15 protein-coding genes and 1 tRNA gene are annotated in these 19,408 nt (G+C 44.0%); 7 read left to right on the top strand and 9 right to left on the bottom strand.

What is annotated here, in order from left to right; translation table 11 throughout:
• Positions 1-408: 408 nt before the first annotated feature.
• Both M2470_RS14720 and M2470_RS14715 read left to right on the top strand, forming a co-directional pair.
• Complete coding sequence (locus tag M2470_RS14720) at positions 409-720, top strand: helix-turn-helix domain-containing protein (protein ID WP_280745766.1); 312 nt, start codon at positions 409-411, stop codon at positions 718-720.
• Positions 717-1,013, top strand: coding sequence for a helix-turn-helix domain-containing protein (locus tag M2470_RS14715; RefSeq protein WP_280745765.1), 297 nt, complete (start codon positions 717-719; stop codon positions 1,011-1,013). The genes M2470_RS14720 and M2470_RS14715 overlap by 4 nt, the downstream gene beginning before the upstream one ends.
• 238 nt (positions 1,014-1,251) lie before the next feature.
• Here the strand turns inward: M2470_RS14715 and M2470_RS14710 are convergent, their stop codons facing one another.
• The 7 genes from M2470_RS14710 to M2470_RS14680 all read right to left on the bottom strand — a co-directional run bounded on the left by M2470_RS14710 (position 1,252) and on the right by M2470_RS14680 (position 9,554).
• A complete protein-coding gene (locus M2470_RS14710; protein ID WP_280745764.1) occupies positions 1,252-1,611 on the bottom strand; it encodes a protein-tyrosine kinase in 360 nt (119 codons plus the stop codon).
• Positions 1,608-2,882, bottom strand: coding sequence for a site-specific integrase (locus tag M2470_RS14705; RefSeq protein ID WP_280745763.1), 1,275 nt, complete (start codon positions 2,880-2,882; stop codon positions 1,608-1,610). The genes M2470_RS14710 and M2470_RS14705 overlap by 4 nt, the downstream gene beginning before the upstream one ends.
• Positions 2,883-3,145: 263 nt before the next feature.
• Positions 3,146-3,227: transfer RNA gene (locus M2470_RS14700), tRNA-Leu, on the bottom strand.
• A 72-nt stretch (positions 3,228-3,299) separates the two neighbouring features.
• Entirely contained in the window at positions 3,300-4,319 is a 1,020-nt protein-coding gene (locus M2470_RS14695; protein ID WP_280745762.1) for a S41 family peptidase, read from the bottom strand.
• A gap of 2 nt (positions 4,320-4,321) precedes the next feature.
• A complete protein-coding gene (locus tag M2470_RS14690) occupies positions 4,322-5,170 on the bottom strand; it encodes a DUF3316 domain-containing protein (protein WP_280745761.1) in 849 nt (282 codons plus the stop codon).
• A gap of 3 nt (positions 5,171-5,173) precedes the next feature.
• Positions 5,174-7,921: a DNA gyrase/topoisomerase IV subunit A gene (locus M2470_RS14685; RefSeq protein ID WP_280745760.1), complete on the bottom strand. Its 2,748-nt coding sequence runs from the start codon at positions 7,919-7,921 to the stop codon at positions 5,174-5,176.
• Between the two features lie 196 nt (positions 7,922-8,117).
• Entirely contained in the window at positions 8,118-9,554 is a 1,437-nt protein-coding gene (locus M2470_RS14680; protein ID WP_280745759.1) for a Gfo/Idh/MocA family oxidoreductase, read from the bottom strand.
• A gap of 340 nt (positions 9,555-9,894) precedes the next feature.
• On the opposite strand from M2470_RS14680, the gene M2470_RS14675 reads away from it, so the two are divergent.
• Positions 9,895-10,824, top strand: a complete 930-nt coding sequence (locus M2470_RS14675; protein ID WP_280745758.1) for a head GIN domain-containing protein — start codon at positions 9,895-9,897, stop codon at positions 10,822-10,824.
• A 116-nt stretch (positions 10,825-10,940) separates the two neighbouring features.
• Complete coding sequence (locus M2470_RS14670; RefSeq protein ID WP_280745757.1) at positions 10,941-12,599, top strand: DUF4139 domain-containing protein; 1,659 nt, start codon at positions 10,941-10,943, stop codon at positions 12,597-12,599.
• Between the two features lie 21 nt (positions 12,600-12,620).
• On the opposite strand, the gene M2470_RS14665 is transcribed toward M2470_RS14670, so the two are convergent.
• A complete protein-coding gene (locus tag M2470_RS14665; RefSeq protein WP_280745768.1) occupies positions 12,621-13,595 on the bottom strand; it encodes a Gfo/Idh/MocA family oxidoreductase in 975 nt (324 codons plus the stop codon).
• A gap of 127 nt (positions 13,596-13,722) precedes the next feature.
• Here M2470_RS14665 and M2470_RS14660 point away from each other — a divergent pair, with 127 nt between their 5' ends.
• The 3 genes from M2470_RS14660 to M2470_RS14650 are packed head-to-tail and all read left to right on the top strand — an operon-like array spanning position 13,723 to position 17,840.
• Positions 13,723-14,547: a tetratricopeptide repeat protein gene (locus M2470_RS14660; protein WP_280745756.1), complete on the top strand. Its 825-nt coding sequence runs from the start codon at positions 13,723-13,725 to the stop codon at positions 14,545-14,547.
• A gap of 39 nt (positions 14,548-14,586) precedes the next feature.
• Positions 14,587-16,344: a DUF6057 family protein gene (locus M2470_RS14655; protein WP_280745755.1), complete on the top strand. Its 1,758-nt coding sequence runs from the start codon at positions 14,587-14,589 to the stop codon at positions 16,342-16,344.
• Entirely contained in the window at positions 16,341-17,840 is a 1,500-nt protein-coding gene (locus tag M2470_RS14650; protein ID WP_280745754.1) for a hypothetical protein, read from the top strand. Before M2470_RS14655 ends, M2470_RS14650 begins: the two co-directional genes overlap by 4 nt.
• Here the strand turns inward: M2470_RS14650 and M2470_RS14645 are convergent, their stop codons facing one another.
• Positions 17,841-19,379, bottom strand: a complete 1,539-nt coding sequence (locus M2470_RS14645) for a YifB family Mg chelatase-like AAA ATPase (RefSeq protein WP_280745753.1) — start codon at positions 19,377-19,379, stop codon at positions 17,841-17,843.
• Between the last annotated feature and the right edge of the window lie 29 nt (positions 19,380-19,408).

Raw genomic sequence — 19,408 nt, 5'->3', positions numbered from 1 at the left:
TCTGTTTGTTTACTGCTCATAGCATACTGTGTTTAGAATATTAATAGTATGGTTTCCCGTGATATAGAAAACCAATTGTCGAGAGCAAATAAACGACTATTTATCTGCAGGCTGAACGGACTAGATTTGTATGAAGCAATATGCAATAACTTTCCACTTTGTTTGTTGGATAAACGGTGCAAACTACACTGATTTGCACAACGGATTGAACTAAGAAGTAGCAATTTTTGCATACTTAGTTGAATAAAACAAGAATAACTGTGCAAATATTACTATGATGGGGCAAAACATATCCAAATCGGTGCCAAACACTACCACCAGATTCAGACTCCATTGAATAGCGGATTATTCTCTTTTACTTCGTGCTGTGAATGCAGAAGATAAGTAATAATTGTAACAACAAATAAGATGGAAATAGTCAACATTAGTGCAGAAACATTTGAGAAAATGCTCTCGAAGTTTGAGGATTTTGCAAGCCGGATGGAGTATCTCCTCCGCTTACATGGTGATCGGGATCTGAAAGAATGGTTGGATAATCAGGAGGTATGTCAGCTTCTGAACATCTCGAAGCGAACACTTCAAACGCTTCGGGATAACGGGACGCTGGCATATACTCAAATCAGCCATAAGATGTATTATAAGCCGGAAGACGTGGAACGGATCATTCCGGTAGTAAGAGAGAAACAGAAGCAAGCCAATTTTAAAAGAAAACAGATATGAGTAACCTATTAATTACAGAGGGCAATGAAAGAATAAAGGGCTTTTTTCTTTCATTGGACAAGCTATCATCGGCTTTAGAACATATATTTTCCTGCCGGAAGACGACACTGGACGGGGAGAGCTTTTACACGGATGAAGAACTGTCGAAGAAATTAAAAATCAGCCGAAGAAGCTTGCAAGACTACCGCAACGAGGGGCGTATTCCATACATCAAGTTGGGTGGGAAGATCCTTTATCGTTCTTCTGATATAGAAAAATTGCTGGAAGATGGCTATCGGGACAAGTTCAGATAGTCGCATCACCCCGACTGAATATTTTCCTTTTTCGACTGATAAACACCTCTTAATAGAAGGAGAATAAATCAGACAACCTTTTTCAAGGAAATACGACCTGAAAGGTGGAGATTTCTGCAGAAAACCCGAAGGGCACAGAGGTTGGCGTTTTATTCCCTTCTTTTTTATTTGTGGTCAGATGAAAAAGAACAATGAAAAACGGCAAACTAAACCAATAGCCTGCCGTTGGAAAAAGTACTCAATTTAGCATCGGATTTTTAACAGCCATTATTAGCATTTCAGGTATTTCCGCTTTGGTAAGCCGTCTTGTCAGCCATCTGCGAAATACCTCTGTATTCCTTGATTGTATGCGGAACGAAAGGGCGATAATCATTTCCAGATTATATTGCTCAATGAAGTTGCCGTTTTGATACTGGTAGGTTCGGCAAACGTCCGATTCACGCAATACACCGCTTTTGAGTATGGAACGGATATTGCTATTCACTTTAGACACAAAGCATCCGAACAAATCCGCAATCTCATGATGGCTCATCCAAATATCAACGGATTGAGGGAGATATACAATACCGTTTTCTATGCTTATTGTTTGTCTTCTCATGACTGCTCCTTTCTATTCTTGTTCATGCCTATTTTAGACAATATCGCATCCACATTATCCATATCCTCCGCAATGCTTTGGTCAAGTACCCGTGCATAATGTTGTGTCATACGAGTAGAAGAATGACCAAGCATCTTAGCTACGTTTTCCATGGATACTTTGTTGGCTAAAAACACAGAGGTCGCCGCCGAGTGGCGTGCAACGTGGCTCGTCAGCCGTTTCTTAATTCCGCATAAATCTGCCAATTCTTTCAAGTACGCATTATACTTTTGGTTTGTAGGAACGGGTAAGAGTTGCCCTGTTAATAGACAACTTTTATCTTCTTTATACTTCTCCAGAATGGCTTGAGGGATTTGCAAAAGAGGGACATTACACATATTATTTGTTTTCTGCCGAGGTTTCCGAATCCACATGCGCCCACTGGCATCTTTAATAATGTGTTCCTGCCGAAGCCCTTTTACATCAACGAACGCCAATCCACTAAACGCACAGAACACGAAAACATCCCGAACCTGCGCCAGTCGTTTAATCGGCAATTCTTTATTGGCAAGCATTTCCAATTCTTCCATTGTGAGGAAATCCACATGTACTTCATCCAAATGGAATTTAATACTGGTGAAAGGATCTTTCTGCATCCAATCGTTAGCCAGAGCAATACGAACAACTTTCTTGAATATCTTCAAATGCTTGATTGCTGAGTTGTTGTTACAACCCCGCTCTGTTTTCAAGAAAACTTCATATCGTCGGATAAAATCGGGATTAAGTTTACTCAATGGGATATCCTCTTTGCCATATTCTTTTTTCATAAAGAGCTTCAAGAACTTCAAAGAAGCATCGAACTTGTAGATAGTAGACGGGGAGTATTCTGTATTGATTAGCCTCCGGCATCTCTCGTTATGTTCCGTATGGACTTCTACTAAGTTTTTACCTTCTTCCGGTTTCACGTTGCCCAAAAAGATGTCTTTGATAATCTGCGCAGAGATGGGCTTGCCATCTATCTCCAACTCACGATGAATTTTGTAGAGACGAGATTTGACAGACTCAATATAATGATTGAGATCTTGGGCTTCCCTGTCTTTTCCTTTACTTTTTTCTTTCTCTTGACTCCATAGAGAGGGGAGAATAGAGCCTTGCATACTGAAAGTAAAGGACTGCCTGTTAACTGTAACTCGCATGTAGACTGGAATTTCACCATTCTTTAATGCTTTTGACTTTTTCAGGTAGCACATCACATTAAATGTGCCCCTTTGATTGCTTGTTTTTTGTTCCATAAAACATGAATTTTTTGGTTGTAAAACTAAAAATATTAACCCAAAATCCACCTGTGCAAAACACTACATATCAGAATATTAAAACCATTTTAGTTACTTATTTGTGACCCCATTTGTTATTTTTGGAATGGGGTCACGATTAGGGTCAGTTTATACTGCTTAAAACTGCCATTTTTTGCTTTTTCGTATGTTTCAGGGAATAAAAAAATCTCTGAAAACCTATTGATTTTCAGAGATTTGCTTGATTTTTTGATTTTTATCAGTGCGGCTGAAGGGACTCGAACCCCCACGCCGTGAAGCACTAGATCCTAAGTCTAGCGTGGCTACCAATTACACCACAGCCGCATTGCGTGTGCAAAGGTAATGCTTTTTTGGTTATTGGCAAGTATTTGTGGGAGTTTTTGAGGGGTGGTTTGGCTAATTTCCTGATAATAAAAGAGCCAAAGCTGCTTCTATAAGGGAATCTTTGTTTTTTTCGGTGTCGTTGGGTAAGAGGCTTACTTTGATATCGGGTTCTATGCCAAATTCCGTGTGCTCCTTGTTTACATTGAGGATGGGACTGGTGGAGAAACGGATACTCCAGCCATTGGGTAGTTCGGAGGTGAAGGGGAAACCGCTGCCACCGCCTGTGCTGCCTCCTAAGGTGCGTACGTTGGGGAGTTCGCGCATTTTGCTGACGAAATTATTCGCTGCACTGTAACATCTCCGATTGGTTAGTACAATGACTGGTTTCAGCCACAAATCGCTGTGAGAAGGGGATAAATAGATCGGATATGGGTTAGAAAAGTCATGATGTCCTTTCCCTGTCTTGTGTTGGATATAACCGCAAAGTATTTTCTTGTCCAGGAAGCGGGAAGCCAGGCGGTCTGAATTAGTCAATGATCCGCCTCCGTTATCACGCACATCAATGATCAATCCTTTGCAGTTTTTAAACGAGCTGAAAATACTGTCTAATTCCATTTCCAGGATACTTTCCCTGAAGCTGGCATAATAGATATACCCTATCTGTCCACCGGCCATACGAGTGTATCTGATCTCGTCGTAATCGCCGGCTCTGGCTGCACCCGGTAGGTAGGTATTATAAAGTACATTCCAGTTGAAATTGGAGGGATGGTCGGCATACCAGCCTTCGTAAGAAGAGATGCGGAAAGTAGAGTTTAGGTTAATATGTCCGTCTCTCAGTTCATTAAGCATACTTTCCATTTCACTGAACAACTCATATTCGTTCATCGAGTCGTCAATACCGAAACTATACCTTTCGTATACCTCATTCCAGTCTACTCCTTTATAGTCGAAAAAGCAGTAATTCTCATCCAATATCTTCCACAGGGCTTCAAAGTTCTGCCGGGGAGAGGTACTGTATTCGTCTGCCATGTTACATCCCGAATAAAGGAAACACAGGAAAGACGAAAGCAGGTATATGAGATATCGATTCATTATCAGTAATAAGAGCTTCTTACGTTGCCGTTATATTTCTTTCGTTTACCTCCCAAAGGTATAAATTCTTTCACCCACCCCACCATAAACGAATTGGAAATGATGTGAGAGCTGAGATCCTTCGTGTCCGTATAATACAGACTATTCAGATAGCCCAGGCGAAGTGTGAAGCTACGCATCGGGATATCCAATGTAACATAGTTTTTCAGGGCAAACTTATTATGGAAAGAGTTGAAAGCCACCACATCGGAGAGGTTCCCCACATTAAACATTTCGTAATACGAAACACCATATTCGGGAGAGAAAAACACACCGGCAAAGGGCAGTTCGCCCTGATAACGCAAAGTAAGCGGTGTATTCTTCATACGGAAGTTCCAGAGCATAATAACAGACAGCCCCAGGTCGATATCGATCTTGGCTGAAAGCGGATTATTTCCGTTTCGTGTATTGTATATAAAGCCTCCCAACAGATGCGCTGTTGTTCCCGTCAGTATCTTGAAATTAGGAGAGGCATTTATGCGATAATGATAGCCTAAGGAATAGTCTACAAAAGCCCCAAAATCATTCACATTTTCAGCCGGATTCTTTGTGAAGGAGATATCTACATTGATGATTTGCTGACGGGAGAAATTCCCATTTCCGGAACCAATAATCTTCATCCGTTCATTCAGGATACGGGCTCCCCAGCCTGAATAATTAAAGGGGGAAAGATAGGTGTCTTTCACATGGGAAGAACCAACTCCAATTAACGTACCTTCGTTCATTGTTCGCGGAAGTTCTTCCGATCCCAGTTGTGCCGAAACCTGCGGAACAAAACAAAAGCACAGTAATAGTCGGAGTAGGATTTTCATACGCTATTCATCAAACAATTTCATCTGACCCGTTATTTCATCAATTATATCTGATTTGCTTTTTTCTTTTTCGTCATCCCCCTCGTTACTGTCTTCTTCATCTTCGCCTTCTTCCGGATCCTGGGGGCTGGTATTTTCCGGGAAACGTACCGGATCCAATTCGTTTATGGTCTGTATCTGCAAGGTGGAGATACGTTTTCCTTTGGCTTTGATACTTCTTACTGGAACAAATTCCTCGGCATCAATTATCATTGTTTCCTTGGAGCTGTCTTCTCCGCCAAACACTACTTCAATGCGCGGATAAACCTCATCCGTAAGAAGGTACAAGCGGCTATCCGGATGATCGCTTACAAAGTTCTGCTTCCGGTTCGTAGCTTCAAGCTGGAAGCGTTTCAGATAACGGTATCCCTGCTCTACATCATAGATCGCAGCCGTCCATATTTTCTCCGGATCGTATTTTTCAATCGTTAGGATATTATTCTCATAATGATTGCTAAGGTCGAAGTTCGTGGTGTAGAAATCGCCGTTCCGCAACACCACCAGTATCTGTTCGTCGCTCTGGAACTCGCCCAGATCATCTCCGCGCCCGTCATAATTGAGGCGTAATACATCCCAGTCGAACCATACCATACGGCCTCCCAGGGTAGAGCTACCTTTTTGCTTGAGGGATACTTTATGAATCTCTGCCTTGGTCAGGATAACCCCTATCGAACTGCGCCCTTTGATCGACACATCGCTGAAGTCTTTTTCAAAGACAAGCAGTTTCTGGCGAGGTTTTGGTTTCAGTATTACTTTAACCGTTTCAGCCTCTCCATTCGGATTCGCACTGAAATACATAATACGGGATCCGTCTGTTCCTCTTGTCAGGTTATATTCTCTGTCTCGGGTGATGCCTGTTACGTTGAACCGCTTGATGTAGTTTTTACCCATCTTGCCGTCACGGTAGACCACATTATAGATCGTACGGCTATCGTTCCTTTTGAAGACATTGACATACAGGAGATCTTTGCCTACAAACATCTTATCGGCTACTTTCACCACTTTATAGGTACCGTTCCGGTAGAAGAGAACAATATCATCCATATCGGAACAGTTACAGATAAACTCGTCCTTCTTCAAAGACATACCGATAAAGCCTTCCGTACGGTTGATGTACAGTTTTTCGTTTGCTTCTACTACTGTAGCGGCTTCTATGGTATCAAAGCTCCGTATCTCCGTCCGTCTGGGATAGCCCTCCCCATACCGTTCTTTCAGTTTGGCAAACCAGTCGATGGTATAAGGAACAATATTTTTCAGGTGGAAGTTAATCTCTTTTATATCCTTCTTTATCTTGGCAATCAACTCATTGCTCTTGTCCGAATTAAACTTGAGAATCCTACCCATCTTGATTTCCATCAATTTCAGGATATCTTCGCGTGTTACTTCTCGGATCAGTTTGGGCTTGAATGGCTCCAGGCGTGTATCGATATGTGCGATAGCCTGATCCATATCCTTGGCATTCTCAAATTCTTTGTCTTTATAGATGCGTTCTTCAATAAAGATCTTCTCCAGAGAGGCAAAGAACAGGGTTTCTTCCAACTCGCCTTTCTCTATCTCCAGTTCCAATTGTAAGAGTTGAAGGGTATTATTCGTTGAAAAACGCAACACATCACTTACCGTAAGGAAGTGAGGCTTATTATCCTGAATCACGCAGCAGTTGGGCGAAATACTAATTTCACAATCAGTAAACGCATACAGGGCATCAATCGTCTTGTCCGATGAAACACCGGGCGCCAGATGCACCAATATCTCTACATTGCTGGCAGTATTATCGTCAACTTTCTTGATTTTTATTTTCCCCTTGTCATTCGCTTTCAGGATAGATTCAATCACGGAAGAGGTGGTTCGTCCGTAAGGCACTTCGCTGATGACAAGTGTTTTATTGTCCAGCTTGCCTATTTTGGCACGTACCTTTACCGAGCCGCCCCGTTCGCCATCGTTGTATTTCGTTACATCTATATAACCTCCTGTCTGGAAATCGGGATACAGCACAAATTCTTCGTTTTTCAGATAAGCAATCGAAGCATCCAGTAATTCGTTGAAGTTGTGCGGAAGTATTTTGGAAGACAAACCTACGGCAATCCCTTCTACTCCCTGAGCCAGCAACAAGGGGTACTTTACGGGAAGCGCTATCGGTTCCTTGTTTCGTCCGTCATAAGAAGGTTGCCAGTTAGTTGTCTTGGGGTTGAATACCGTTTCCAAAGCAAACTTTGTCAGTCGCGCCTCGATATAACGAGGGGCAGCAGCTCCGTCTCCCGTAAGGATATTCCCCCAGTTTCCCTGACAGTCGATCAGCAGATCTTTCTGTCCCAGTTGCACCAGAGCATCCCCAATGGAAGCATCCCCATGCGGGTGAAACTGCATGGTATGTCCTACTATGTTGGCTACTTTGTTATAGCGTCCGTCGTCCAGACGCTTCATTGAGTGAAGAATACGACGTTGTACGGGTTTCAGGCCATCACCGATATTCGGCACGGCACGTTCCAGAATTACATACGAAGCATAATCCAAAAACCAATCCTGATACATACCAGACAGGTTATGAGTAACTTTCCCGTCACTTTTTCCCGGCGCTTTATATTCAGAATGGGCATCCTCCGAAGCCTCCCCTTCTCCTTCGTTTACGTCAGAGATGTCAGATGGAGTCTGTGAGTCATTTAGTTCTTCTTTTTCTTTGTCTTCGTTGTAATCTGTGTTGTCTTCCGATTTCATATAAAATCTTCCCGTCTTTTTTAGCTAAAAACGCAAAGATAAGAAAAAAAGCAGAACGCGGTTCGCCGTTCTGCTTTTTTCGCAGCATGCAGAACGCAGTACGCAGCACGGAGAGAGCTCTCCCCTCTTGAGAGGGGGCAGGGGGTGTGTTTCTGTCCTGCGTGTTCCGTTCTGCGTTCTGCGTATTCCGCCCGATTTATACTTTGTAATATTCTTCCCAACCGCTACGAGGGGATGAGCCGTATAGTAGCTGGTTGGCCAATGGGTTGTTGGTGATGCGTTTGGTTTCGCGATCAAAAATAAGTTTTGTACCCAACTGCTGGCTCAATACGCCCAGACAGAATACCTGGCTCAGCGGGCCGGCTATCGAGAAGGGGGAACGGGTCTTTTCCTTGCCCATGCAGGCCAATAGGAAGTTCTCGAAGTGGTTGGACGGGCTTTTAGGTACTTCCGGTAGCTTCGAGGCCATTTCTTTGGCTTTTTCTTCTGGAATGATAGAGAGTGTACTTCCGTGCGAGCCACCCTTGAAGGTCAATGTCTTTGAGTATATTTCCTTGCCCGGATTCAGTTTGGAAGGTTGTATCTTTCCTCCCGCCACTGTAGGTATATTTGGGTCAATATCAGAGGTTCCATATCCTGCGGGTACCGGTGGGATATTGTCCAGTCCGTCATACCAGCTTATATCTACTGCCGGCATGTTGCCTCGTTCCGGGAATTTAAAGATAATCGTAGAAGACATCGGGAAGAAGAACGGATTATGATCCTTCAGATAGGTAGGATTAATCTCGTAGGGAAGTCCCAGATCCAGGAACTCATGCGCTGTATCCAGGATGTGAGCTCCCCAGTCGCCCAAGGCTCCCATACCGAAGTCGTACCAACAACGCCATTGTCCGTTAACTAAATTTTTGTTATAATCATGTTCGTGTACAACGCCATGCCAGGTATCCCAGTCCATTGTAGAAGGCAGAGGCTCCGCTTCCGGGAAAGAAGTCATCTTCGGATTCCATTCATGCCAGCGGCGAGGGCTGTTCATATGGGCCGTAATTGCCGTTACATCCTTAATAATTCCTGCCTCATGCCAAGCCTTGAATTGAAAGTAGTTGTCCTCAGAGTGTCCCTGGTTACCCATTTGGGTCACAACCTTATACTTTTTCTCCCCTTTCATCATTAATTCCACTTCGTGAAAGGTACGCGCCATAGGCTTCTCTACATACACATGTTTGCCATGAGCCATGGCTTCCATGGTGATGGGGAAATGCGCATGGTCGGGCACGCCTACCGTTACTGCATCAATCTTCCCGGCCATTTTGTCGAACATTTTCCGGAAGTCCTGAAAACGGGGTACTTTTGGAAACATATTGATAATTTCCTGTGTATGGGGAGCACCCATATCTACGTCGCACAAAGCTACGATATTACACAAACCGGTTTTGTATAAGTCTTTTGCTATCTCTCCTCCCCGGAAACCAATACCTATCAGGGCCAGGTTTACTTTACTGTTTGCACTTACTGAAGGAGTGGTAGATGTGGCACGAGCCGTAGCCGGTGTCCAGAAAGAAGGCACAGCTGTAGCTGCCGAAAGCGCCAGTGATTGCTTTAAAAACTGGCGACGTGAATTGTTTTCTGATTTCATGGTAATTATATTATGATAAAATGTTTGCGCGAACATGAGCCATTAAAAACGTTGTAAATGTAAAAGATTAAAAGCAAAAATCCTAATTAAATTTACGTCATCCGCTGAAGCTTCTTTATATTTTACAGAAAAAAGTTGCTGGGTCACAGCTGTGACCCACGTGGTTCACACTTGTCGACCAGCTGGGTCACGGCTGTCGACCACGTGGTTCACAACTGTCGACCAGCTGATCCATAGCTGTAACCCAAAAACTTTTTAAGCAAAAAAATTCAAGAAAACGTGCAACCTTTTGCTCACAAACTGCGTAATTAAAATATATGACACTCTTAAAATACATAATATGAGAACAAAAGTATCTTTCCTTATGGCAGCGCTGTTGCTGATTACAACAGGTCTGGCTGCACAAAATGAAACAATCCGTGGAAACGGTAAAGTTACAACAACAAAGATCGACATCACAGATTACAACGAAGCCTCCATTGTAGGAAGTATGGAGTTTGTATATGAGCAATCCGATGCCGCACCCTACCTTGAGATCACAGTAGACGAAAACATCCTGCCCTACATACGAGCAGAAGTAAGTGGAAAAAACTTGATTGTAGAACCCATCAGGCAGAAAAACAATAGTAACAGTACCTACAACCTGAATCCTACTACTTACAAGATTAAATCGAACTCTAAGGGACTGAAAAAAATAAGTTCAGTTGGATCGGGAAGCTTTACAGTGGCTAGCACATTGACATTTAACTCACTGTATGCGAGCAAAGCAGGTAGTGGAAGAATCGAATTTAAAAAAGAAATAAAAGGGACAGATCTGAAAGCCGATATGGCCGGATCGGGTAAGATTCTAGCTAGCAGCATACAGGTAGACAAAGTTGAATTTAACATGGCTGGTAGCGGAAGAATTGAGCAAGCAAACCAGCTTGTAGCCGGCGAAGTAAAACTCAACATGGCAGGCTCGGGCAAGATATTGACAAACAATGTACAAGCCCAAAAAGCAGAATGCAACCTCTCAAGCAGCGGAGAAATCAAAATAGACGGCTCTGTAAAGGAAGTAGCATATAACCTGGCAGGAAGCGGCAAGATCAGAGCCTACGACTGCAAAGCCAGTCAGGTATCAGCTAGCGTTGCCGGTTCAGGAAAAATAGAACTATCTGCCTCAGACAACCTGAAAGCCAGCATTCATGGAAGCGGCAACATTACCTACAAAGGAAACCCTTCAATAAACTCCAGCAAATCAGGCTCGGGCTCGATACGGCAAGCGAACTAAGCCAGAACGGGATTTCACCAAGTGAAATCTTGTTTTTACCCATTTATGGAAAAATGCTATCTATTTAATCTATACTTTTGACAGACGAACAAATTATAGATTAAATAGATTGCTTTATGAAAACAAAACAGATTGTATTAACCGTTATTCTGATTGCGGGTATTGTTTATCCCGGATCAGCAGAAGAGAAAAAGGTTGTTGCCTCCAAATTGAATGAAGCTACCGTGTTTTTCAGGGGTGCGGAGTTAAGCCACACAGCTTCATCTTCTTTGACAAAGGGAGAGAACGAGATTTATATCGAAGGGCTTAGTCCGAATATTGACAAGAATAGCCTGAAAATCAAGACTACAAACGGTGTGATTGTTTCTTCCTATGAATACACACTAGATTACCTTTCAAACAGTAAAGTACCCAATGCTACTGTCAAAAAACTACAGGATTCCATTGCTATTTACGAGAAAAAGCTGGAGGTAATCAATACTGATATCAGCATTACAACAAACCTGCTGGCCCTCTTGCAGAAAGGGACAGACAAAAATGTAGCCGGATCGGAAAAGGGGCTGGGGATTGATGAGTTAGTAAAAACCATGGAGTATTACAAAAGCAAATCAAAAGAGCTACAGGAGGCTCAATCAGCTAATAACCGCAAGAAACAAGAGGCGGAACAAAGCCTTGTCCGACTAAAGAACCAACTGAATATGGAAGCCTCAAAAAACAATAAAACGTCCGGTGTATTGAAATTGAGCCTTTCTGCTCCTACTACAGCTACCTGCAATTTCATTATTTCGTATTATACACCTATGGCGGGATGGATGCCTTATTATGATATTAATATAGCCTCTACAGACAAACCTATCCGTATTGTCAGCAAATCAAAAGTGCGGCAAACTACCGGTCTGGACTGGGAGAAGGTAAAGCTCACCCTCTCTACCTCTGTTCCAAGTAACGGCAAGGCGGCTCCTTTGTTCAATGCCTGGTTCCTTGATTTCTACCATCCGATAGTGGCAAACGAAGCCAAGGATATGTCTGTCATGGCGCAAAATGCTTTTTCGTATGAGATGGCAGAAGTGGTAGTCAGCGGTCCAAAAGCAAAAAAAATCATAGAAGAAGATCTTCGGTACGATACCCCTACGATGGAAGAGTATATCCTACAATCCGAAAATGAACTGAATATGGTGTATTCCATTGATTTACACTATTCTATCCCCGGCAACGGAAAAGAGCAAAGCATCGACTTGCAGACAAAAGAAACAACTGCCGAGTACAAATACTATTGCGCCCCCAGGCTGGATACGGAAACCTACCTGCTGGCCGAAATATCAGACTGGCAAAAGCTGAACCTGCTAAGTGCCAATGCCAACATCACCTATGATGGCACATACGTGGGAGAATCCTATATTGATGCCAATTCTACACAAGAAAAACTGGCCCTAACATTAGGCTCAGACAAGCGGGTAACCGTAAAACGGGAAAAGATGCACGACTTCAGCAGTACCCGCTTCCTGGGCAACGATACCAAGCAGGTATTTACCTATAAACTAACGGTTCGCAACAATCAAAACAAGCCCATCAAGATGGTATTGAAAGACCAGTACCCCATCTCTACCCAAAAGAGCATAGAAGTAGAACTGATCACCAAAGATACCACCCCCTGGACAGCCAACATAGAAAGCCTTGGCGTCATCACCTGGGAAGAAGAACTGAAAGCCGGCGAAACCAAAGAATACCGCCTCAGCTACAGCATCAAACACCCCAAGAACCAAGAGGTTAGATAATAATTGGGGGAGAATAATTCCTTACCCCAAGATTTGATCCATTACGCGCGAAGTACGGGAGGCGGATATGCCGGTAGAGGGGCAATTGCCTTTGCCACGAAGTTCATCAACAATAGTTTGGATTAAAGGTTGTTGGATATGTTCAGGTGGAGTGATGGCGAAGTCTTCCGCCCGGTTTACCGATTGCAAGTGAATCGGGCTGAAAGAAAAGGTACTGAAGCTGATCTGGCCTTTGGTGCCGGTTATGACGATAGAGTCTTCTGTAGACTTGCCGGACGTCACAAAACACCACTGCCCCACTCCTGTCACTCCGGATTCAAACTGCAGGATAGCGCTGAAGGTATCTTTTACTTCATATAGATGTCCCAGATTCTGTGAGAAGCCTTTCGCCTCGCTGATCTCGCCCAATAGAAAATCGAGTATATCAAGTGTATGTGGAGCCAAATCGTAAAAATAGCCCTCACCAGCTACCGACTGTTTTACCCGCCAGGTATGTGTTTCAGCTATCAAGTCGGAAGTCAGGGGCGGACGCATATACCTTACGTTGACAGTTAGTATCCTGCCAATTGCATCTTCCTCAAGCAGCTCTTTTACTTTTAGAAAATAGGGCAAAGCCCGTCTGTAATAAGCCACAAATAGCTTCTGCCCGCTCTCCTGCGAAGCCTTGATCATTTCCGTACATTCGGCATAGTTCATGGCCATCGGCTTTTCTACGTATACTGGTTTACCGGCACACAGCGCTTTGATGGCATATTCCTTATGCGAGTCCGGCGGAGTAGCTACGTAAATAGCATTCACCTCGGGATCATTAATCAGTTGCTCTGCATCTGTATAATAGCTTGGGACATTGTGGCGTAAAGCAAAGTCTTTTAATTTATTAGCATCTCTTCTCATAATAGCCACCAATGAAGAATGTCCTATCTTATAAAAGGCAGGCCCACTCTTCTTTTCACACACATTCCCTACTCCAATAATCCCCCAATTAACTTGTTCCATCATGTATAAATTAAATACTGAAATTCTCTTTAATAATCGTTAGCAAGATATAAATTATTATCTGGTTTTCGTTTTCAAGGCTTAAGTATTTGTAGCTTTGCTGCAATCTCAACTGATTAAATACTTTATGGTAAGAAGTTTTATATTTACGGTTATCCTGATATTGGCAGGAAATATGGCGTATGCACAGACGTATGAAGAGCTGATAGAGAAAAGCTTTACGTACCTCGACAAGAATGAGTTGTCGGCAGCCGAAGAGAGTTTGCGGGCAGCCATGCGCCTAGAGCCCGGCAATCCGAACAATTATGCCTTGCTGACAAACCTGGGCACTATCCAACGCCGACAGGGAAAAAGAGAGGAGGCGCTTATCTCGTACACAGCAGCCCTCAGCCGTCATCCCGATAATACAGCTATCCTCGAAAGCCGGGCTTCGTTGCATGTAGAAATGGGCGAAACAGACAAAGCCATAACGGATTATACCTTGTTGCTGATCAAAGATCCGATCAATCAGGATGCTTTGTATAGCCGGGGAATCCTTTACCTGCAGAAGCAAGACTATATCCGGGCCGAAGAGGATTTTGACAAAATACTTACAGTAAACGACAAAAGCGTTCACGGACGACTAGGACATGCCATTCTCGAAAAAATGCGGACCAACTATGACGAAAGCGAACGGATATACAATTACCTGATAGACCAGCTGCCAAAGGAATGGACACTGTATGAAAGCCGCGCCGACCTGTATTTTATGATGGGCAAGAATGCGCGTGCAATGGCCGACATCAACAAAGTATTTACAGAAACCGAACCCGGAGCTGCTATGTATGTACTGAGGGGCAAAGTAAAGCTGGCACAATACGAGCGCGAGTCGGCCCAAAAAGATTTCCTCAAAGCACAGGAGATGGGCTATGACAAAGAAATAATAGAGGAACTACTGCGTATGGCTAAGTAATTTCATTATTTTTGCATATAATACTAATTATGCAATACCATGAAGCGCTTACTAACAGCTAACTGGCTCTTATTTCTCTTTTTCTTTTCGGGTTGTTTTCTTTTTTTTGAAATCAATTACCGGTTTATGTACCGGTTTATGGAGCAATATCAGCTGTTTCTTTATACGACAAATTACTTCTTTGATCTACTGGCTCAGCCAGGGGGGTATAATGAATATATCACTTCATTTATTGCTCAGTTTTTCTTTTTCCCTTTTGTAGCTCCGGTATGCCTGGCTGTGCTTCTAACAGCAATCGGCTTTCTCTTCTGGTTGTTTATCAAAAGATGCGGAGTAGAGGTATCAGCCCTGCCTGCTTTGTTGCCCGTTTTTCTCTTCTGGGTATTTCCGGTAGAATCTATCGCCTCTATACTGTCCGTTTTAACAGGAGTGGCAAGTGCATACGGATATACCTTTATCCGAAAACCGGTTATCCGCTATAGCTCAGGCGTTGTCTTTATCTTGTTTTTGTATTTTCTGGCTACTCCGGCACATCTGTTGGCTGCCGTATTGTTTGGCTTGTACGAGTATTGCAGCGGAGAAAACAAAAGGCGCTTTGCAATAGGGGCAGGTCTTATAATTCTTGCATTATTACTCCCATTGGTTGCCATGCGCACGTTGTACATAATCCCAATGCGCGAAGCCTATTTCAGTAAGTTCCTTTATCATCCGGAATATCCCCTACCCACTTCTTTCTGGTACACCTGGTGCGCCTTCCCGTTAATGGTTCTGCTGGTGTATCTGCTCCGAAACCGCAAGAAAGTTTTCCGTAAAGACTGGATAAACGGATTTGCTATTTGCCTAACTCTCTTGCTGATAATAGGCGGAGGGATCTTTTTCAGAGAAAACCCGCTGGAACAAGTCTATCGCTACGACTGGCTAGCCAGACAGCAACAATGGGATAAAATCATTACACATGCCGAAAAGCATCCGGCAAAAGATCAGGATGCCCTGGTTTATGTGAATCTGGCATCTGCCTACACCGACTCATTCAACAAAGCATTAATGCGCTTCAAACAGATAGGAGAAGATGGTTTTATCCCTTATGACCCTAGGACACGCCTGGGACTAATTGAAGCCGAAGAGGTTGCCTGGACAGTAAATCAAACCAATGCTTCTCAGCGATTTGCATTCGTTGGCGTACTAAGTTCGGAACGTTGTGTGCAGCCCAGACTGATGAAGCGCCTCATTGAGACCTATCTGGTGAATGAAGAATACAAAGCAGCGGAGAAATACATCAGGATTTTGGAACAAACCTTGCTGTATAGTTCCTGGGCAAGAGAGCAACGCAAATTACTCCAACCGGAAGTAGCAGAGTCCACTCCCTGGATCATGGCAAAGCGAAAGCTGAATCCTGTTACCGACAATCCGCATGATCTGACTAAAAGTTTTCCCAACGCGATAGCCTTCCTGATAGATGATCATCCAGAAAACCGGATCGCCTTTGAGTATGGCATGGGTTATTTGTTGATCCACAAAGAGCTGGGAGCTTTTATGCACTATATGAAGGCCTTAAATGAAAGGGGGGAAGCACTTCCTGTTCTTTATCAAGAAGCGATCTGTATTTATTACTCCGCTGTGGAACAGAACCCGGAAACCTTCAGTTCTTTCCCTATCGACCCTGCTGTATATAATCGCTTTACCACATATCTGCAACAGGTAAGAACTCTCTCTCCTACTCTGCTGGCGCGCCAGTATGGAGACACTTATTACTATTACGCCCAGTCTGTTCAACCTCCTAAACGACAAAACCGATGAAAAACGAAACAAAACGAAAAGTGGTCAGGATAGCCGTCATCTTTATTCTTATAATCAACCTGTTGGCCCTATTATTTGTATTCTCTGCTTGCAGCCATAGACCGGAAAATCCTAAGCTAACAAACGAGCAACCTGCCATATTTCCCGATTATAAAGAGGTAACGGTACCACCCAATATCGCACCACTCAATTTCAGGCTGGAAGGGGATATTCAAAACTGCTACATTACCCTCAACGGAGAGAATGGAAGCAGTTTCAGCTATTCCGGAAAAAATAGTATCCGTATCAAACCAAAAGAGTGGAAAAAGCTACTGACTGAAAATGCCGGTAAGTCCATAAAGATAACAGTTTCTTCACAAGCTAAAGACAAGCAATGGAGCACTTGGCAAGCATTCAACATCTATGTAAGTAATGACCCTATTGACAGTCATCTGGTCTATCGCCTCATTGAACCGGGTTACGAAAAGTGGCACATCATTGGAATTTATCAACGCGACCTGACCACTTACAAAGAAAAGCCCATCATAAAGAATAATATGACAGCTTATAACTGTATCAACTGTCACAGCTTTTGCGGGGGTAATCCACAGCAGATGATGTTCCACATGCGGGCTACACATGGCGGTACCTACATCATAACAGATAACGAGATTCAAAAGCTAAATACAAAAACCGAGCAGACAATCAGCAACCTGACCTATCCCTACTGGCATCCGTCGGGAAAATACATCACGACATCCGTCAATGATATCAAGCAGTTCTTTCATGCCGTTAAAGAGAAGAAAATGGAAGTATTCGATATAGAGTCAGATGTTGTTGTTTATGATATCGAAAAGCAGGCAATCCTGTCAGAGGCCTCTATTATCAGCAAAGATGCTTACGAGACGTTTCCTTCTTTCTCACCTGATGGTTCCTGGCTTTATTATTGTTCGGCTCCGGCATTGCCTATGCCGCAACAGTACGACAGCATCCGCTATGCTCTTTGTCGTGTGCCTTTTGACGCAAATCAAGGGCGTATTACTGCCGGGGTGGACACGATAGTAGGTAATGATCGCTTTAGCGCCTCTTTCCCTCGTATTTCGCCTGACGGACACTTTCTGATGTACACCGAAACAGCTTACGGGCAATTCCCTATCTGGCACAAAAATGCCGAAATACGGATGATCGACTTACTCAATGGCAATCCGGTTGATATGTCTGCAATAAACAGTGAAGATACGGAAAGCTATCATTCCTGGAGTAGAAACAGTCGTTGGGTGGTAGTGAGCAGTCGTCGAGACAACGGGCTTTACACCCTACCCTATCTGGCACATATCGACGAAAACGGTCAAGCATCAAAGCCATTCCTGCTTCCACAAAAAGATCCTGATTTATATGACTATCTGCTTTACTCCTATAACCTGCCAGAGTTGGTAGAGGGCGCAGTAACTGTCAGCCCGTACGCTATTCAGCATGCGGCAGAGAAACAATCAGCTGTGCAAGTCTCCTTCCGCTAATTACATTCCCCAGCTTTCTCTGTCCAGATTGCGGTAGCTGATTGCTTCGGCGATATGGTGGGAAGCTACTTGCTCTACTCCTTCCAGATCGGCAATCGTTCGGGAAACCTTCAGGATACGGTCGTATGCCCGTGCAGAGAGACTCAAGCGTTCCATAGCGCTTTTCAGACGATTCAGGCCAGCCTCATCCGGCTTAACATATTCGCGTAACTGGCGAGGCGACATCTGTGCATTGCAATAAACTCCTTCGCTGTCTTTAAAACGTTCCGCTTGTATATTTCGGGCTTTTATTACCCGCTCACGAACAGCCTCGCTAGACTCGGATGGAGCCTGTTCAGAGATCTTTTCAAAGGGAACCGGTACAATCTCCACCTGAATATCGATTCGGTCCAGCAAAGGCCCCGAAATGCGGTTGAGATACTTTTGAACGGCTCCCGGCGGACACAGGCAGTCCCGATCCGGATGGTTATAGTATCCGCAAGGGCAGGGATTCATAGAGCTGACCAACATAAAGCCTGCCGGATAATCCACAGAAAAGCGAGCTCGGGAAATGGTGATCTGCCGGTCTTCCAGCGGCTGTCTCATCACCTCTAGCACATTCCGGCTGAATTCCGGAAGCTCGTCCAGGAAAAGTACTCCATGATGTGCCAGGCTGATCTCCCCGGGCTGTGGGGAAGATCCCCCTCCTACCATCGCTACGTTCGAGATGGTATGGTGCGGGGCACGGAATGGACGCTGAGTTACAATCGAAGTATCTTTACTGATCTTCCCCGCCACAGAATGTATTTTGGTGGTCTCTAACGCCTCATGAAGCGTTAAAGGAGGCAAGATAGAAGGTAAACGTTTGGCTAGCATCGACTTCCCGCTGCCCGGAGGCCCAACCATTAATAAATTGTGTCCGCCAGCTGCGGCTACTTCCAGAGCACGCTTCACATTTTCCTGTCCGTGAACCTCTGAAAAGTCAAACTCAAACGATTCCTGACGGGCAAAAAATTCAGCCTGAGTATCAACAAACGTTGGCTGCACCTCTCTTTTCTTGTCGATAAACTCAATTACTTCTTTGATATTCTCCATTCCGTAAACGTTTATTCCGTCTACTACGGCGGCTTCGCGGGCGTTCTGTTTGGGCAGGATAAGGCCTTTAAAACCTTCTTCACGGGCTTTGAGAGCAATGGGCAATACACCTTTCACTGGTAACAGGCTACCATCAAGTGAGAGCTCACCCATAATCAAAAACTCGCTCAAACGGGAAGAGTCTATCTCCTCTGCTGCTGCCATAATCCCTATGGCCAACGGCAAATCATAAAACGAGCCTTCCTTACGGATATCCGCAGGCGCCATATTAATCACAATCCGAAAACGGGGGAATTTATACCCACTAGCCTGTAGAGCAGAGATAATCCGCTCGTGACTTTCACGTACGGCTGCGTCCGGAAGCCCCACCAAAAAGAATTGGATTCCCTTGTTACAACTAACCTCAATAGTAATGATGGTTGCAGAAATGCCCTGCACAGCAGCGGCATAAGATTTCACTAACATAGTTAAAGCTTTAAAATATGCAGAACGAA

Origin of the sequence: Parabacteroides sp. PH5-46 (assembly GCF_029892785.1) — a bacterium.
Lineage (GTDB): Bacteria > Bacteroidota > Bacteroidia > Bacteroidales > Tannerellaceae > DFXE01.
Note: the sequence above shows the minus strand (reverse complement) of the source record. Positions and strands in the feature narration are given on the sequence as shown.

Coding starts and splice junctions, on each gene's coding strand:
- M2470_RS14720 (WP_280745766.1), top strand. CDS start 409: ATGGAAATAGTCAACATTAGTGCAGAAACATTTGAGAAAATGCTCTCG.
- M2470_RS14715 (WP_280745765.1), top strand. CDS start 717: ATGAGTAACCTATTAATTACAGAGGGCAATGAAAGAATAAAGGGCTTT.
- M2470_RS14710 (WP_280745764.1), bottom strand. CDS start 1,611: ATGAGAAGACAAACAATAAGCATAGAAAACGGTATTGTATATCTCCCT.
- M2470_RS14705 (WP_280745763.1), bottom strand. CDS start 2,882: ATGGAACAAAAAACAAGCAATCAAAGGGGCACATTTAATGTGATGTGC.
- M2470_RS14695 (WP_280745762.1), bottom strand. CDS start 4,319: ATGAATCGATATCTCATATACCTGCTTTCGTCTTTCCTGTGTTTCCTT.
- M2470_RS14690 (WP_280745761.1), bottom strand. CDS start 5,170: ATGAAAATCCTACTCCGACTATTACTGTGCTTTTGTTTTGTTCCGCAG.
- M2470_RS14685 (WP_280745760.1), bottom strand. CDS start 7,921: ATGAAATCGGAAGACAACACAGATTACAACGAAGACAAAGAAAAAGAA.
- M2470_RS14680 (WP_280745759.1), bottom strand. CDS start 9,554: ATGAAATCAGAAAACAATTCACGTCGCCAGTTTTTAAAGCAATCACTG.
- M2470_RS14675 (WP_280745758.1), top strand. CDS start 9,895: ATGAGAACAAAAGTATCTTTCCTTATGGCAGCGCTGTTGCTGATTACA.
- M2470_RS14670 (WP_280745757.1), top strand. CDS start 10,941: ATGAAAACAAAACAGATTGTATTAACCGTTATTCTGATTGCGGGTATT.
- M2470_RS14665 (WP_280745768.1), bottom strand. CDS start 13,595: ATGGAACAAGTTAATTGGGGGATTATTGGAGTAGGGAATGTGTGTGAA.
- M2470_RS14660 (WP_280745756.1), top strand. CDS start 13,723: ATGGTAAGAAGTTTTATATTTACGGTTATCCTGATATTGGCAGGAAAT.
- M2470_RS14655 (WP_280745755.1), top strand. CDS start 14,587: ATGAAGCGCTTACTAACAGCTAACTGGCTCTTATTTCTCTTTTTCTTT.
- M2470_RS14650 (WP_280745754.1), top strand. CDS start 16,341: ATGAAAAACGAAACAAAACGAAAAGTGGTCAGGATAGCCGTCATCTTT.
- M2470_RS14645 (WP_280745753.1), bottom strand. CDS start 19,379: ATGTTAGTGAAATCTTATGCCGCTGCTGTGCAGGGCATTTCTGCAACC.